4 protein-coding genes and 1 riboswitch are annotated in these 17,217 nt (G+C 63.5%); all 4 genes read left to right on the plus strand.

Features of this window, described 5'->3' with window-relative positions:
* The first annotated feature begins 476 nt into the window (after positions 1–476).
* Positions 477–579, plus strand: a riboswitch (cyclic di-GMP riboswitch).
* Positions 580–658: 79 nt separating this feature from the next.
* Entirely contained in the window at positions 659–14,653 is a 13,995-nt protein-coding gene (locus N4261_RS12755) for a two-partner secretion domain-containing protein (RefSeq protein ID WP_261760510.1), read from the plus strand.
* The gene (locus N4261_RS12760; protein WP_261760511.1) at positions 14,650–15,144 is read left to right on the plus strand and encodes a hypothetical protein; all 495 of its coding nucleotides are present in this window, start codon (positions 14,650–14,652) and stop codon (positions 15,142–15,144) included. Before N4261_RS12755 ends, N4261_RS12760 begins: the two co-directional genes overlap by 4 nt.
* A 118-nt stretch (positions 15,145–15,262) precedes the next feature.
* A complete protein-coding gene (locus N4261_RS12765; protein WP_261760512.1) occupies positions 15,263–16,075 on the plus strand; it encodes a hypothetical protein in 813 nt (270 codons plus the stop codon).
* On the plus strand, positions 16,044–16,748 hold the full coding sequence (locus tag N4261_RS12770) for a hypothetical protein (protein WP_261760513.1): 705 nt from the start codon (positions 16,044–16,046) through the stop codon (positions 16,746–16,748). The genes N4261_RS12765 and N4261_RS12770 overlap by 32 nt, the downstream gene beginning before the upstream one ends.
* The last annotated feature ends 469 nt before the right edge of the window (positions 16,749–17,217 follow it).

Consider the following 17,217-nt stretch of genomic DNA (forward strand, 5'->3'; position numbering starts at 1 on the left):
TATCCGGCTATCCGGCCCATGGACCATTGGGCCTTTAGGCATTTGGTCGATCATGGTCGACTGACTCATTTGTTGAGCCGCCCGCGGTCGAGCGACGGCGGGCGTCGCATTCTTTCAACGCTGTGGCGTGTGTACGCGCCGTTGGGGTCGACCCACCTGGGATTGCTCAAGATTTCACTTCCCCCTCAGGGGTGAACTCACGAGGGATCGAGCGCGCTCGATCGGGGGAATGAGATTTGCGGGCGACATCTCATTTTGGTTCTTGCCCCTCCATCGAGCCCTTGCGGCGATTCGCGTCCCCATCGAGGTTCTCTCGCATCGATGGCCGGCAGTGAGGCGGTCGCCAAGCCCGCTCTTCGGCCGGGTTAATGCATCGGGATTGACGGCGTCAATCACCTTTAAACAGATCAATTTCCGGGTTTGCTGCTCGATAGCATCGATGGCTTCTTGCGAGGCGGTCGGTGTATCGGCGGCCTGGCGGCCCAGGGCAAAACCGGTGTGAACCGGTGACGCAAAGCCACCGGTCTCTCGGACCTGTCGACTGCTCGACACGTTCCTGGAGATAGCGGGGTTGCCGGTTCGGCGCGGTCCGGATCGTGATGAAGCGTCGCGGCGTGATGCGCGGTCTTGGGTGCACGTTCAACCTGAGTCTGTCGCGATGAACCGCCTTCAATACCGAATCGTTTTCAACCAGCAACGCGGCCAGTTGATGGCGGTGGCCGAGACGGTGCGCAGCCAGGGCAAGGGCGCCGCGGGCGAGAGTGACGGCCCATCGCGCCGGGCGCTGACCTCCGAGGCGTCGGTGCCTGCGGTGTCTCGTGGCCCGCCGGCGCTGCTGGGCTTGGTGGCGGCCATGGCCATGTCGATGGCGCTGACTGCGGCGCTGACGCTCTCGCCCGACGCGCAAGCGCAGATCAAGCCCGACGCCACCGCGCCCAAGAACCAGCAGCCCACGGTGCTCACTGCGCCCAATGGCACGCCGCTGGTCAACATCCAGACGCCGAGTGCGGCGGGGGTCTCGCGCAACACCTACAGCCAGTTCGACGTCAACCCGTCGGGCGTCATCCTCAACAACTCGCGGGGGGAGACCAGCACGCAGCTCGGCGGCTGGGTGCAGGGCAATCCGTGGCTGGCCAAGGGCGAGGCGCGGGTCATCCTCAACGAGGTCAACAGCAGCAACCCAAGCCAGCTCAAGGGCTTCGTGGAGGTGGGCGGACGCCGGGCCGAGGTGGTCATCGCCAACCCGGCCGGCATCGTGGTCGATGGCGCAGGCTTCATCAACGCCAGCAGCGCCACGCTGACCACCGGCACTGCGCGCTGGGGCGCGGACGGCAGCCTCACCGGCTTCGGCGTGCAGGGCGGCCTGATCCGCATCGACGGTCAGGGGTTGGACGCGAGCCAGACCGACTACACCGCGCTCCTGGCCCGCGCCGTGGAGATCAATGCGGGCCTGTGGGCCAAGGACGTGCGCATCGGCACCGGCACGCAGGTGATGGGTGCCAACCTGAATGCGGGAGGTGAGGCCCTGGCGCCCACCGGCGAGCGGCCTCGCTACGCGCTGGACAGCACCGCCCTGGGCGGGATCTATGCGCAGCGAATCACGCTGGTCGGCACCGAGGATGGCCTGGGGGTGCGCCAGGCCGGGCAACTGATCGCCGGGCAGCTCACGCTCAATGCGCAGGGCTGGCTGGACAACACCGGCACCGTCTATGCGCAGGACGCCGCACCCGCCAACGGCGAGGCGGCGCTCACGGTGCGGATGTCGCAGGGCGTGCGCAACGCTGGCTGGCTGGCGGCCAAGGGCTCGGCCACCCTCAGCGGCGGGCAACTGCAGGGCGAAGCGGGCAGCGTCACGGCCGCAGGCCTCAATGACGACGGCACACTCACTGCCGGCGCGGGCAACCTCACGCTGACGGCCGAGGGCCTGTCGCGCCAGGCCGGCCAAGTGCTGGCCGGTGCGGCGCTGCAGGCGTCCGGCGACTCGTTCGATGCCACGGGTGCGCAGTTCCAGGCGGCGCGCATTCAGCTGTCCGCGGCGGCGCTGCGCGCCGACAACGCGCAGCTCTTCTCGACCGGGACGCTGGACCTTCGCTCCGGCGGTCTGTTGAGCACGCAGGGCGCGTCCCTCGTTGGGCAACAACTGCTGATCGCAGCGACCGATCTGGACAACACCCGAGGCGAGTGGCTGCATCTGGGCAGCGAGGCGCTGTCGGTGTCGGTGAGCGGCAACCTGATGACCGATGGCGGCCGCATCGCCAGCAATGGGCGGGAGTTCGTGCTCTCGGCCGGCCAACTGAGCGGCGTGCAAGCCCGTCTGGAGCACTACGGCAGCGGCGCGATGCGCCTGAGCGCGGTGGACGCCGATCTGCGAGGCGCCGCCCTCAGCACCAACGGCGCGTTGGAGGTGTCGGCCGGCCGGCTGCAGCTCGACAGCGCGGACGTGCTGGGCCGCAGCGTGCAGCTGCAGTCTGAGGGCGCACTGTCGCTGCGTCAGGCGGTGGTGCGCAGCAGCGGTGCCACGTCGCTGAGCGCGGACAGCCTCGACAACCGTGGCGGGCAGGTGCTGGCGGATGCGGGGCTCGCCGTGCAGGTGCGCTCGTCCATCCAGAACGATGGCGGTCAGCTCCAGGCGGCGCAAGGCGGGTTGAGTCTCTCCGGTCAAGGTGCGCTGAGCAATCGGGCGGGGATGATCGCGGCGCGGGATGCGGTGTCGATTCAAGCGGCCTCGCTGAGTCAGGAGCACGGTGGGCTCGTCAGCGGGCAGGATGTGCAGTTGAGGCTGCAAGGCGGGCTGGTTCAAGACAGCGAAGGGAAGGGCGCGGCTGGCGCATCGAGCATCGTGGCCGCGCGGGATCTCACGGTCGATGCGCGGACGGTTAACAGCCAGGGTGCGCTGCGCGCAGGAACATCGGCGACGCTCGCGACGGTCGACTCTGCCACCTTCGGCGGATCGGTTTACGGAGGCGCCTCGCTGCGCGCGACGTCCGGGACTGATCTGTCCATCACTGGTCTCTTCGGATCGCAAGGCGATGCCTCGGCGCAGGCTGGACGTGCACTGAGAGCGTCGTCGACATCGACGATGGCCGCCGGTCTGCTCACCGACGGTCGCATCGCGGAGCGCGGCACGCTGACCGTGGTTGCGAACGAAGCCGCAGTGCAAGGCCAAGTGCTGGCGGCCGACGCTGCGCTCAGCGCTCAGCAGTTGGACCTCAGCCGCAGCCAGATCTCGGTCGGGCATGGCGTGACGTTGCAGTCCACGCAATTCCTCATCACCGAGGGTGCGACGCTGCGCAGTGGGTCGTTGTTGCTGCAGGCGACGGACTGGCGCAATGCGGGCGGCACGGTGGCGGTGAGCGGTGACGGCGCGTGGACGGTGGCGCTGGCAGGCCAGTTGGACAACCGTGGCGGCGTGATCCAGACCAACAGCCGCGCGGCGTCGGTCAGCGCGCAGTCGCTGGACAACACCGGTGGCGTGCTCTCCACCAGCGGCGCCGCCATGCGAGTGCAGACGGGCCAGTTGCAGAACCAGGACGGGCTGCTCAGCGCCGGCGGGCTGCTCGATCTGAACGCCCAGTCGCTGTTCAACCGCGACGGCCAGGTGACTGCACGATCCATGCAGATCCAGGCGATGACGCTGGACAACGCGGGCGCCGGCGTGATCGCTGCTACCGCCGGCACGCTGCGCCTGGACGGCGTGCAGCTCACCAACGCCGGCAGCATCCAGGCCAACGGCGATCTGCTGGTGCGCACCACCGGGGTGTTGGACAACAGCGGGCTGATGCGGGCGCAGGGTCAGCAACAAGGTCAGGCCCCAGCCCAACTGCAAGTGCAGGCCGCGACGCTGCGCCACAGCGGCACCATGGCGTCGCAAGGCGCGCTGTCGGTGGACGCCACGCGCATCTATAGCAGCGGCACATTGGCCGCCGGCCTGCTCGCGGACAACACGATCGGCGCGCAAGGCGATCTGACGCTGCATGCCACGCAAGCGCTGCAGCACAGCGGCGCGGCGCTGGCGGGCGGCCGCCTCACCCTGGACGGCGAGACGGTGGACTTGCGCGGCACCCAGTTGCAGGCCGCGCAACTCACGATCGGCGCGCGTACGGGCGAGCTTCAGTTGAGCCGCACGACCATCGCCACGGCCGGCTTGTTGGCGCTGTCCAGCCAGAGCACGCTCCATACCGAGGACGCCAAGCTCAGCGGCAGCGACGTGACCATCACCGCCACCGACTGGCGCAACGCGGGTGGCGAGATCGCCCAGACGTCAGCCGCCGGACGCTTGGACATCCAGGTGGCAGGCCTACTGGACAACGCCGCCGGGCAGATTCAGGCCAATGCCACGAACGCGGCCGTGCGGGCGCAGACGCTCGACAACGCGCAGGGCGCCATCGTGCATGCGGGCACAGGTCACCTTGCGGTGGATGCGACCACGCTCAATGGCGCCAGCGGCTCGTTGCTCACCAACGGCGCGCTGACGCTGACGGTGACCGGTGCGGCGGACTTTTCGCAAGCGAAGACGCAAGGTCAGCGCGTCTCGGTGACGGCAGGCAGCCTCAACCACCAGGGCGGCGAGTTGATCGGCGTGTCCGGCTTGGAGGTCTCGGTCGCCAATGCCGTCAACAACGTCGGCGGACTGCTGCAAAGCGGCGGCGACGTGCAGCTGCAGGCCGGGGTGCTGGAGAACGGCAACGGGCAGATCGACGGGGCCAGCGTGCATCTCGCGGGTGGCAGCGTGAACAACGGCGCGCAGGGCCTCATCGCGGCTCGGCAAGGGTTGAGCGTTGATGTCGCACAGCTCGCCAACGCTGGCTCGCTGCAGGCTGGCGCGGCGATGGCGCTCAGCGCCACAGGTGCCGTCACCAACAGCGGTCAGGTCTATGCCCAAGGTCCGTTGTCGGTGCATGCCGGTACCACGCTGACCCACACAGGCACGCTCGCTGCGCTGGGCGCGGTGGAGCTTCAGGCGGACCGCATCGCCAGCAGCGGGCTCATCGCTGCGGGGTTGAAGTCCGACAGCACCTGGGCCAGCACCGGGGACCTGACGCTGCGCGCCACCGACTCGCTGCAACACAGCGGGCAGTTGACGGCGGCCGGTCGCCTGAGCGCCACGGCGGGCTCGCTGCAATTGCAGGACAGCCGGGTGCTGGCGCAGCAGATTGATTTGATCGCCCGAAACGCTCTAGGCGCTCAGAACTCGCAGAGCGCTCAGACCAGCGAGCTGCGCCTGGACCGAGCGCAGGTGGTCACTGCAGGCACGCTGACGCTCGACAGCGCAGGTGGCCTCACCACCAGTGGTGCCACGCTCAGCGGCAGCACGGTGCAGCTTCGCGCGACCGACTGGACCCACATCGGCGGCCAACTGGCGCAGACCTCCGCCACAGGCAGCCTCGGCGCGACGTTGCAGGGTCGCATCGACAACACCGACGGCGTCATTGCCGCCAACGCGCAGGACTTGACGCTGCGGGCGACCGAGCTGGTCAACACGCGCGGCAACCTGACCCACGCGGGCAGCGGCGCCTTGCACGTGGAGGTGGGCGATCTCAGCGGCGCACAAGGTCAGGTGCTGAGCGCGGGTGCGCTCGCTCTCGATGTGGTCGGCAACGCGTTGCTCAACGGCTCCAAGACCCAGGCGGCCACGGTGACGCTCAACGCCGGCAGCTTGCAGCATCAAGCCGGCCAGCTCATCAGCGTCGGCGATGCCCGACTCCAGATCACCGGCAGCGCAGACAACACCGGCGGCGTCCTGCACAGCAGTGCGGATCTGCATCTGCAAGCCGGCGCGCTGGATAACCGAGACGGGCAGATCGGCGCGCGGGCCATCGAGCTCACAACAACGACCTTCAGCAACGGTGGGCAGGGGCTGGTGTCAGCGCAGGGGGCGCTGACCCTCACCAGCGGCGAGTTGGCCAACGCCGGTACGCTGCAATCCGTCGGCGCGGTGGGATTGACTGTCACCGGCAACGCGCAGAACAGCGGCCTGATCTACACGCAGGGCATTGGCTCGGTGCAGGTCGGCGGCACCTTGCAGCACACCGGGACCGTAGCGGCGCAGGGCGCGCTGACCGTGGAGGTTGATGCGCTGTCCGGCACCGGCACGTTGGTGGCCGGCCTGAAGCCTGACAACACGCTGGCCGCCAGCGGCGATCTGACGGTGCGAGCGCAGCAGGCGCTGCAGAACAGCGGCTCGATGCTCGCTGCGGGCGCGATGACGCTCTCAGGTGCCTCGCTGCAATTGCAGGACAGCCGTCTTCAAAGCGCTCAAGCGACGTTGACCGCGTCAGGGGGAACACTTCAACTGGACCGTGCCGTGCTGGCCAGCGCCGGGGCACTGGCGCTCACCAGCGCGCAGGGCGTCCTCGTCACCGATGGCGCTCAACTCAGCGGATCGAGCGTCGACATTCGTGCCCAGGATTGGCGCAACGTCGGCGGTGGGGTGACGCAGACCGGATCGACGGGGGCCTTCACGGCCGTGGTCGGCGGCACGCTCAACAACCGATCCGGCCAGATCCAGGCCACCGGTGCCACGCTGAGCCTGGACGCGCAGGCCCTGGACAACACGCTGGGTCGCCTCGCTCAAGCCGCTACAGGCACCACCACGCTGCGCGTCGGCACGCTGCAAGGCCACGCGGGCCAAGTGCTGACCAACGGACAGTTGACGCTGCGGGCCACGGGCGCAGTCGACCTGAGCCAGGCCCAGACGCAAGCCAGCGGGGTGACGCTGACCGCGTCGTCGCTCAACCATCAAGGCGCCCAGTTGCTGAGCACCGGCACCACGACGATCGACGTCACTGGCCAGATCAACAACAGCGCCGGCACGGTGGCCAGCGCGGGCACGCTGGACGTGCACGGCGGCAGTCTGGTCAATGCCTCCAACGGTCTGCTTCAAGGCGATGGTGTGACCACGCTCCGAGTGGACGGGACTCTTGATAACCAGGGTGGCAAGCTCCGTGCCGGTGGCGATCTGGCGCTGACCGCTGGCCGCATCGACAACCGCAGCGGCTGGGCCGGTGCGGATGGAGCGCTCACGGTGCAAAGCACGGCGGAGCTGCTCAACAGCAGCGGCAGCCTGATGTCGCAGCGCGCAATGACCATCGATGCCAGCGCCATCGGCAATCAGCTCGGCCGCATCGGCAGCCTGCAAAGCGCGGTGACGCTGCGCAGCGGCGGGGCCATCGACAACACGCAAGGCCGGGTGCAGGCGGCGCAGGGGCTGTCGGTGACCGGGTCGGGCGTGACCAATCAACAGGGTGAGCTTTCCGGCACGGTGCTGACGCTGGACACCCGAGGCCTGGCGCTCAACAACCGGGACGGCCAGATGCTGGCCAGCCAGTCGCTGAGCTCGGTGAGCGGAGCTTTTGACAACGCGGGCGGGCTGGTGCAGTCGCTGGGCGACCTGACGCTGCGCACGCAGGGCGGGGCGTTGAGCAATGCACGGTCCGCAACCGGGGCAGTAGCGGGCACGCCCACGGGGATCCACGCGCGGGGCAATCTGACGCTCAATGCCGGCGCGTTGGTCAATGAAGCGGGCATCAGTGCGGCCGGCAGCGCGCAGATCGACGCGAGCCAGCTCACCAACCGGGCGGAGCTGTCCGCCGGCACGGGGCTCACCGCCACGGTGGCCGGGACGCTGGACAACGAAGGCGGTCGACTCATCGGGTCGCAGAAGCTCGATGCCACCGCTCAGCAAGTCCTCAACCAGCGCGGGCTGATCTACGGCGGCCAGACGCTGACGCTGCGAGGTGGCACCCGAATCGACAACAGCAACACCTCGGGCACCGGGCAAGGGTTGCAGGGCGGCAATGTCAGCCTCATCGCGACGCAGTTGGACAACCGCGCGGGCCAAGTGCTGGCCAGCGGCGATCTGGCATTGACGGTGGGTCAGTCGCTGGACAACGCCAACGGGCAGCTGGGTGCGGTGGGCCGGCAGACCATCGGCGACGGGGGCGCCGCCTCGGCGTCTGCGCTGGCCCTGAACAACGCCTCGGGCCGCATCTGGTCGGGTGCGGCGATGGGCGTCGGCGTGCGTGAACTCACCGGCGGCGTGGCGGGCCAGATCAGCAGCGGCGGCAGCCTGAGTCTGACGCTGGCGGGTGACTTCACCTACGGCGCCGGCAGCCAGCTGCAGTCCTCTGGCAACACGGTGCTGACGGTCTCCGGCGCCTTCACCAACCAGGGCACGCTGCGCAGCGGCGGCACGCTGTCCATCGGGGCATCGAGCATCGACAACCAGGCCAGCGGCGAGCTCAGCGGCACGGTGACGCTGCTCAACGCCAGCGGCACGCTGACCAACCGCGGTCTCATCGACGGGGACGCCGTCGGCCTGACCGCTGACCGCCTGCTCAACCTGGGCAGCGGTCGGATCTACGGTGGGGACATCGTCCTGACGGCGGGCCAGTTGGTGAACGACAAGGAGGGGGGCGCTGCCGCAGTGATCGCGGCGCGCAACACCCTGGACGTGCAACTGAGCCGCGACCTCATCAACCGCAACGGCGCGCTGATGTACGCAGACGGCGGCATGCGGCTGGTGGCCGACAGCCTGCTCAACGAGAACGCGACCATCGAGTCGAGCCAGTGGCTGGAGATCAGCACCCGCAACGGCCTGATCAACCGCACGGTCTACGACGGGCTGAGCACCGGCGAGGGCACCGGCCTGGGCAACCTGGCCAGCAAGTCTTTCATCAGCAGCGGCGGCGACATGCTGATCCACGCCGGCAGCGTGCTCAACAGCGGCGCGACGATCGAGGCGCGGGGTGATCTGTCGATGACATCGGGGACGATTCAGAACCTGAATCCGTATCTGATGTGGGCCCGTGGTGTCGGACCGGCTGACACGATCATCCTGGACTATCGCTCCAAGAGCGGCGGCCTTTCCTTCCTGATCCCGAGATCGGCGGTGCTGGCTTTGAACGGCAGAACGCCCGAGCAGGCGATCGAAGACTTCAGGCAGGCGGACCCACAAATCGTCTTTGTTCTAGGCTACGAGCTCGCTGCCGGCACCGCCACGGCGGAAGTCACGCAAAGCGCAGCTGGCCGCATCATCGTGGGCGGCACGCTCAGCGTGACGGGAGGCGCCATCACCAACGACATGAGCCAAGTGATCGGCGCTGATGGCGTGGCGATCATCGGCTCTGCGGTGGAGAACGTGACGCGCACCGTGCGCGTGACCGATCCGTCGAACGGAACCCAGCGCGACTTGGTGCTCACCCTGCCGACGACGGCGACGTCCTATGCGCCAGCCGGAGTGACGCCCTCGGTGCGGACGTCATCCGGTGCGGTGAGTACCGGTGGTGCCGCGGCGTCTCAGCAGGCAAAGGGCAGCAGCGCGGTTAACGCCAGCGGTGGGGGCGGGCTGGGCGCGCTCTTCACCCGGATGCCCAGTCAGGTCAACGCGGCGAATGGGGCGTCCGCTAACACGGCAGTCAACATCGCGTGGCGTGCGGGGGGTAAGCCATCGGCGCAGGCGGTAAGCCCAGCGCAGTCCGGGCAGGCGGGTGTGAGCGCATCGGCCTCACAGCAGTCCGGCCGTGCCGGCCTCATCGCGATGCTGCGTGAGGCCTCCGCCGCAGTGGTGAGCGCAGATGCGGACGGTCGCGCCAAGGCAGCGGCCGTAGCGCAAGCGGTCAGCACCGGCGGCGCGACGACGGCGCAGGACCGGCCCGGCACAGGTCGGCTGGTGACGCTCAACAGCGCCAACGCCACGTTCAACGGCAAGCCCTTGGCGCACAGCGTGGGCGTCAGCCTCACGCTGCCGACGAACAGCCTGTTCAAGCTGCACAGCGAGCCCACCTCGCGCTACCTGATCGAAACCGATCCGCGTTTTTCCAACTACCGCGACTGGCTCTCCAGCGACTACTTGCTGCAGCAGCTTGCCGTGGATCCGGCCACCACGCAGAAGCGCCTGGGCGACGGCTTCTACGAGCAGCGCCTGGTGCGCGAGCAGATCGGCCAACTCACCGGCACCACCTTCCTGGAAGGCTATGCCGACGACGAGGCGATGTACCGTGCGTTGCTCAGCAACGGCGCGAGCTTCGCCAAGGCGCATGAACTGCGCCCCGGCATCGCGCTGACGGCTGAGCAGATGACGCAGCTCACCACCGACCTGGTCTGGCTGGTGGAGCAGACGGTGACGCTGGCCGACGGCACGACGCAACGTGTGCTGGTGCCGCAGGTCTATCTGGTGCCGCGTGACGGGGACCTGTTGCCCAGCGGCGCGCTCATCGCCGGCAATCGGGTGGAGATGGCGCTGAGCGGAGACTTCAACAACACCGGCTCGGTACGCGGCGGCGATGTGGCCATCACGGCGCAGAACATCGCCAACACCGGGGACATGCGCGGCACTTCGCTGGCGCTCAGCGCCCGCGACGATCTTCGCAGCGTCGGCGGTACCTTGTCGGCAAGGGGGGACATGGCCCTGACGGCGGGGCGTGACATCGTGATGGAAACCACCACGGCCAGCGGCAGAACGCAGCGCGGCAATGTGACGACAAAAGCGACCATCCTGGATCAGGTGGCCTCACTGAGCGCCGGTGGCGTGATGGTGGTGCAGGCCGGGCGGGATGTGTCGCTGCAGGCGACGCAGATCACGCAAGGGCAAGACGGGAAGGGGACGGACGGCGGAGTGGTCATCCAGGCCGGGCGTGATTTGACGCTGAGCACGGTGCAGATTGCCAGCTCGCGTGACGAGATCAAGAACGCCACCAACTTCAAGAAGGAGAGCCTGACACAGGACGTCGGCACCACGGTGCAGGGCGAGGGCGTGGTCGTTCTCAAAGCCGGTCAGGACCTCACGGCCACCGCTGCGGCGCTCAAGAGCAGCGATGCCGGCGTGACGCTGGCCGCCGGCCGCGATGTGTCGCTGCTGGCGGGCGAGGCCAACCAGGTCATCGAACAGATGACCCAGAAGACCAAGAAGAGCGTCGTCAAGAAGAAGACGACCACGACCTACAACAAGTCGGATGAGACCACCGCCATCGGCACCACGGTGTCTGGCGATACGGTGGATGTGCTGGCGGGGCAGGACCTCAAGCTAGTGGCGGCCAATGTGGTGTCGGATACGGGCACTGCGCTGCAGGCGGGGCGGGACATCAGCATCGAAGGGGCGACCAACACACTGGAGACCGAGCAGTTCAAGAAGACGGTGAAGTCCGGCTTGATGAGCGGCGGCGGCATTGGTTTCAGCATCGGCAAGCAGTCGCTGGCGCAGACGACCAAGACGACGCAGGAGACGAACTCAGGCTCGACCGTGGCCAGCGTGGGCGGGGATGTGTCCATCGTCGCGGGTAACGCGTACCGGCAAGTCGGATCGGACATCGCTGCGCCGGGCGGGGATGTGAGCATCCAAGGCAAGAGTATTGATGTCCTGGAATCGCGCAACCAGCAGGCGCAGGACACGCAGACGAAGTTCAAGCAGAGCGGGGTGACGGTCTCGCTGAGCATTCCGGGCGTGTCCACCGCGATGGAAGCGGTGAAGGCGGGTGAGCATGTCACCCAGACCGAAGACGACCGGATGAAGGCGCTGGCGGCGGCGACGGCGATCTCCAAGGCCATGCAGGCCCAGAAGGAGATCGCCAACTTCGAGCAGCTCAGCAGCGAGGCCCAGAAGCAGAGCATCCGATTCAACATCTCGGTGGGCAGCAGCAAGAGCACCACGCAGCAGTCGAGTCAATCGAATCAGGCGGCGGGCAGTTCCATCCTGGCGGGCGACAAGCTCAGCCTCGTCGCCACCGGTGGGGACCAGTCGTCCAACGTCACCGTGCGCGGGGGATCGCTCTCAGGTCAGGAGGTGCTGATCAAGGCGGACAACGCCATCAACCTGGTGGCGGCCACCAACACCAGCGAGCAGCACAGCGGCAACAAGAGCAGCAGTGCCTCGGTGGGCGTGGGCTTCCAACTGGGCGCGTTCAACAGGGTCGGGTTCACCGCCAGCGGCAGCGTGACCAAGGGCAACTCCGACGGCGTGGACAAGAGCTTCACCGCCACCGAGCTGAAGGGCGGCACCAGCGTGACGCTGCAGTCCGGCGGCGACACCACCTTGCAGGGGGCGGTCGTCACTGCGCCGACCGTCAAAGCGCAGGTGGGCGGCGATCTGCAGATCGAGAGCCTGCAGGACACGGCGAAGTTCGACAGCAAGAGCAGCACCGTCGGCGGCAGCGTCACGGTGGGGTACGGCGCTGGCGGTAGCGCGAACTACAGCAAGTCCAAGGTGGATGCGGACTATGCGGCGGTTGGCGCGCAGGCGGGCATCCGCGCAGGAGATGGCGGGTTCCAGGTGGAGGTGAAGGGCAACACCGACCTCAAGGGCGGTGCCATCACCAGCAGCCAGGCGGCGATCGATGCGGGCAAGAACAGCCTGAGCACCGGGACGCTGACCACCAGCGACATCGACAACCGCAGCCAGTACAGCGCCAGCGCGGTGACGGTGAGCGCGGGGACGAGCGGCGGGATGGCCGGCGCGTACAAGGCCAGCGGGGACGAGCGCAGCACGACCAAGAGCACGATCAGTTCGGGGGTGACGACGATCACCAGCGGGGATGCGCAGAGCCAAGCGGCCTTGGACAAGCTGGACCGGGGGGCGACCAACGATGCGACAGCCGGCAAGCTGGCGCAAGGCTGGGATGGGCAGAAGCTGGCCGAGCAGGTGAAGGTGAATGCGCAGATCGTGTCGGAGTTTGGGGCGCAGGCGGCGAAGGAGGTGGGGGATTTTGCAGGCGACAAGGCCAAGAACCTACGCACCCAAGCGGAGGCCGCCAGAGCGGCTGGAGAGAGCAAAGCTGCTGATGAGCTTAGCGCCGAGGCCAGCCGTTGGGACGAAGGCGGCGACTACCGTGTGGCGCTACATGCGGCCGTTGGTGCGGTCACCGGCGGTGTGGGCGGCGCGCTGGGGGCAGCTTCCAGCGCCAAGTTGGCTGGTGAATTGGGGAAAGTTCAAACCAGCTTGAAAGCTTCATTGGAAGAGGCCGGGCTCACGGGCAAGAACGGAGTGAATGAATGGGCTGCGGGTCTCTCGAAGCTCGCGGCGGCGGCCTTGGCCACTGGCATCAGCGCCGCTGTAGGCGGAGGTGTTGACGGCGCTGTGGCTGGATTGAACCAGGATTACAACAATCGTCAGTTGCACCCCGATCAGACCGCGCTGGTGAAGGAACAGGCCAAAAAGCTTGCCGGGATGCGGGGGCTGAGTGAAGTGGAGTGGGAACAGCGGCTGACTCAGCAACTGCTCTTCCAAAACGACAGCGCCTACCAGACAGCCTTTGGGAACCTGACCAACGACCCGCTCGCCGAGCAGATCCTGGCCGGTATGTCGCGTGAATCTGGCGTGAGCATGGACGCTCGCGGCACCGCCGCGTTCTTCGACCACACCGTCAACACCGAGTTCCTCAACGAGACCAGCGACAGCTACAAGCTCGTGGGCCAGGTGCCCTCGGGTGGTATTGAACAGGCCGACGGTACTTGGCTCGCGGTACGGCCTTCGACAACACCATGGTCCGATGGAGCAAAGCGGACCACCCAGTTCCCAGTGCCAGGGTGCGAATCGCCCGCCGGACCTTGCACTTATCTGTTCATCGATGGCAGCGACGTGGCGTATATGCGAGTGCCACAGCGCGATGGCACGTTCCAAGTCGTCGAGGTTCACCCTGACCAGCAGACGACGCTTGTGGCACTGACGGCGAAGTACTACGGGCAAGGCGCCTTGGCCGCGCCGGGCAAGCTTGTGGATGCGGGCTGGGCGTTGGGCAGCGAAAGCGTTTCCATCTACAAGGACATGCTGACCGTGCCTGGAGGGTACGCAAGACAGGTCATCAACAACTACCTGAATTCAGGCGCCTTGAGCGGCGACGGGCCGAGCTTCGATTCCAAGACCTTCCAGTGGCTATCCGACGGAAAGTTCATGGACATCACCGGCGCAGATGTCCGGACGGCGCTGATGAACATCTCGCCGGTTGGAAACATGCTGAACCACTTGGAAAAGGTGAGTTCGAACGATCCGGAGAAGGTCAAGGAGGCGGGGACCGAAGGTGGGTTCGCAGTGGCCGGCTTCGTGGTTGGGAATACCCTGGAAGTGGGCGTGGGCGTTGGGAAGAAGCTGGCGAGTGAGGCGGCCTCCGAAATCGAGGCTAAAGCGCTTGCGAGGATTTCACAGAATGCTCAGCGTGATGGAGGTGTTGAGCCGTATGCTAAACCTGCTAACGCGGACGCTGAGTTGGCCTTGCGTAATAAGGTTTCATTAGATGAACAAAATGGCACAAGCAATCCGCATTACATTGAAAAACATGGGGTATATACAAAGCTGTCGGATCAGTACGATCGAGCGATGAATGGTACTAATCCGCAAACCGGACAGCCGGGTAGGCCGGTAAACGCTTCCAAATTCTTTAATTCTGTCGATATGGATCAAGCGATAAAGCAGGCGGAAGAAAAATACGCCGCCAATCCTGCAGCTTTTCCCAACCGCCAAGTTGTGGTTGATTTTGGAAGGCCTGTTGGCGAAGGTTATTTGGCAAATACGCCAAGCAATCAAGCTAGAGGTGTCGCCGGAGAGTACAGATGGACCGAGAGTGTTGTAGTGAGCATTGATAAAGCTACCGGAAAGGCTTATACATCGTTCCCCGAGCTCAAATCCGGTGTGAAGATGCCAGATCCGAAAGGAATTCGACCTTGAAGCAAATTTCACTTTGTCATGCTGAATTAATCATGTTTCCATTCTGCGAAGAAGAAGCTGCGCACTACGGCTACGACAAGGAATTTTTCTCGTTAAATCTTTTGGATACAAGTCAGGCCGAGTTTGCCATTAGGAAATGGTTGCTCCCTGAAGTAAAAAACTGGACCGCACAAGGTTGTGAGCTGAGGCGAGAGGCCGCAAGGGTTTGTATATCCCAGGCCGTTGCATTCAGCGACTTTTGGCTTCCTGGAATTAACGATCGATGGAAGTTGACTGGAGATTTAGAAGAGTTTTCGGTTAATATTTCAGCATTCCAGAAGCTGGTTTGGAAAAATTTGTTCTTAGAAAATTATACGGCGATGCCGCTTGAAATTTACGTCCGGCGGATTGATAAAGGATTCGAGCGATTCCCGGATTTTCCCGATTTATGGACTGATCCAATATACTCGGAATGGCCTGTCAACTTTAATTCCGGCAATCTTCTTAAATAGATTATTGGCTTTTCGTAGTTTATCATCCCGATTCGCTGATTTGCAGCCGTGCTCGCCCATGCCGTGCACGAATATTATTGTTCTCAAATGCGTGACATTTTATTGACAAGCGAATCCAATGCCTCCAGTAGTTGAGGCTGATGTAGGTATGCAATCAGTTCGTATTTCAATCATCGGTCAAGTTGACTCATCAAAATGGGCCATCGGGGAAGCTCTCCTTCGCATGATGGGGTCGGCAGATTCGCGGTTGTTCCCAGAGAGAATTGGCAATTCCGAACCATTACAGAATATTTTCTCGGGAATATCTTCCGCCGAAAAATACTGGGCACCAGAGGTGAAAATTTGCTCCTCAGGAGTTTCCTTTGTTGCAAAGTCTAATGTTTTATGGGTGCGAAGTAAAGCAATTAAAGGACGAGGGCATATGACGCATCGCTCGGTAAATGTCCAAGGAAAAGTAAATCCAGCATGGTTATTGCTGGAGTATAAATATGACCCACGAGTGAATTGGTTTCGTCTATTTAAGGAGAGTTGTAATCTGCTGCAGGCGACCTACGGAACACTTCATCTTTTCACAGGTAAAGAAACTTCCGAAGGAGTATTTGGCCAAGACGCTGATTTGTCATTCGCAACAAGTGACTTCATAGATGGCCTCCCCCCAATCGGGCTGGAGAAACGTGGACTTGCAAACATTGCCTGGGCGAACTACTTTGGCCCTGAATTGGTTGCAGAAATTGATCGCACAGCGCTGCAACTGAACGGATTCCCTGTTGAGGAGCAGGAGCACGATGCATGTGTGTTTTGCGTCACCAAAAAGATTGGGGATGTTATAGATGACTTCGAGACATTCTCTTCCCGGCGAAATCGGTTGAAGACTCTCTTTAGAAGCGGCCTCTTCAGGATTGGCAAAGAACCACGCGAGAATCAATTTTAAGGAATTTTGCTCGGTATACAATTTCTCATCTTTCCTTATTGCTTATGTTCTTGCTAATTTCCTTGAATTCGTTGAGTCTAACGGATTTGGCCTCGATGGCGTGATCACGGTGCAGTACAACCGGAATTTGCCGCTACAAGCGGTACAGATCCAGCAAGGTGGCTTTCAACCAAATTTTCCTCTGGATAAGTGGCGGCTATTTATTGGAATTCTGGAAAAGATGACGGCCAGCTTTTATTTGTTGTCTTCAAAATATGATCCTAAGCAGCACGCCGCTTTCGGCGCAGCTGTATCTTTCGTCATCGACGGTGCTGATGGCTACTTCAAAACAGGAATGGTTATGGATCACATGACTAGATTGCTTAAGCATGGAGTTACTTTTGACACGGAGCAACGTACAGAAATTGGGGCCTGGGCAAAGCGTTCAATAGTCACATCAGAGGTCACAGGTGACGTAAGAGAAGGCAGCTACTTTGCTTGGGCTGATCCGAGAGAATGGAATTTTCCTTTGCCTTTGGTGATATACCAGAAGGAAGACTTCTCAAGAATGTTTTTTGATTGCTGCGAGATATATTTGGCTAGTCATTCTGAGCGCAGGGAGGAGTTCATTGCGGCCATGCGCGCAAATGGATACGTCGTAAAGAGGCCAAGCCCAAAGCAAATACGACATTGAAGCATATTTCACCTTGCCATGCTCAATTAATCACGTTTCAATTCGCTGAAGAGAGCGGCGCACTATCGCTACAACGAAGAGTTTTTATTGGATTTTTTGAAAGCCAGCCAAGCCCAGTTTGCCGTTAGGAAATGGTTACTTCCTGAAGGAGAGAAATGGAGCGATCGAGATCGCGAGCTGAGGCGAGAAACCTGAAGGTCTGTCGATCCCCGCGAGTTGCCGTTGGCGACTTCTGGCTTCCTGGAATTATCGGCCGATGGAGATTTGATGGGGAAGTCTGAGAGTTATCCATCAGTATGTTGCGATTCCAAGAGCAGGTTTGTGAGAGACCGTTTTTCGAAACTTGCATTGCGCAGTCGCTCGGCCTTTAAGTGCGTCGAATTGATAAAGGATTTGAGCGTTTTTCAGATTTTCCTAGTCTTTGCGCTGATGGTATATCCTTGGAATGGCTTGCAGTTTAATTTCGGGA

It is taken from the genome of Roseateles amylovorans (genome assembly GCF_025398155.2).
GTDB classification, from domain to species: Bacteria; Pseudomonadota; Gammaproteobacteria; order Burkholderiales; family Burkholderiaceae_C; genus Roseateles; species Roseateles amylovorans.